This is a genomic window from Anatilimnocola floriformis (genome assembly GCF_024256385.1).
In the GTDB taxonomy this organism is placed as follows: Bacteria; Planctomycetota; Planctomycetia; order Pirellulales; family Pirellulaceae; genus Anatilimnocola; species Anatilimnocola floriformis.
Map to the genome: position 1 here is coordinate 1 of NZ_JAMLFW010000015.1, position 357 is coordinate 357.

General features: G+C 62.5%; 1 protein-coding gene. It reads right to left on the reverse strand.

Features of this window, described 5'->3' with window-relative positions; translation table 11 throughout:
- The coding region (locus tag M9Q49_RS35290) for an autotransporter-associated beta strand repeat-containing protein (RefSeq protein ID WP_254514063.1) at window positions 1-357 on the reverse strand (357 nt) is incomplete at both ends.

The window sequence follows — 357 nt, forward strand, 5'->3', positions numbered from 1 at the left end:
TGCAACACCCCCGCGTTGGCATTCGTCGTGCCGCTGTAAGTATTCACGCCGCTCTGCACCAGCGTTCCCGCACCGGTCTTCGTCAACGAACCCGGAGTCGCCGCCCCATTCACAATCGGCGCGCTCACGGTCAGCGTCCCCGTGACATTGAACGAACGATTCGCCGCGCCGGCAGTACCGCTCAGTTCGACGTTGCTCGCGCCGATCGTACCGCTGACCGTTTCGACAATAATTGACGACGTACCGGTCGACGTCACGTTGCCGTTGAGCACCAGTCGCGAACCAGCATCGCCCGCCGTGAGGCTCTTTCGCAGGTTGAGCACGCTGTCGTTGAGCGTGAGCGAACCAACGGTAGCC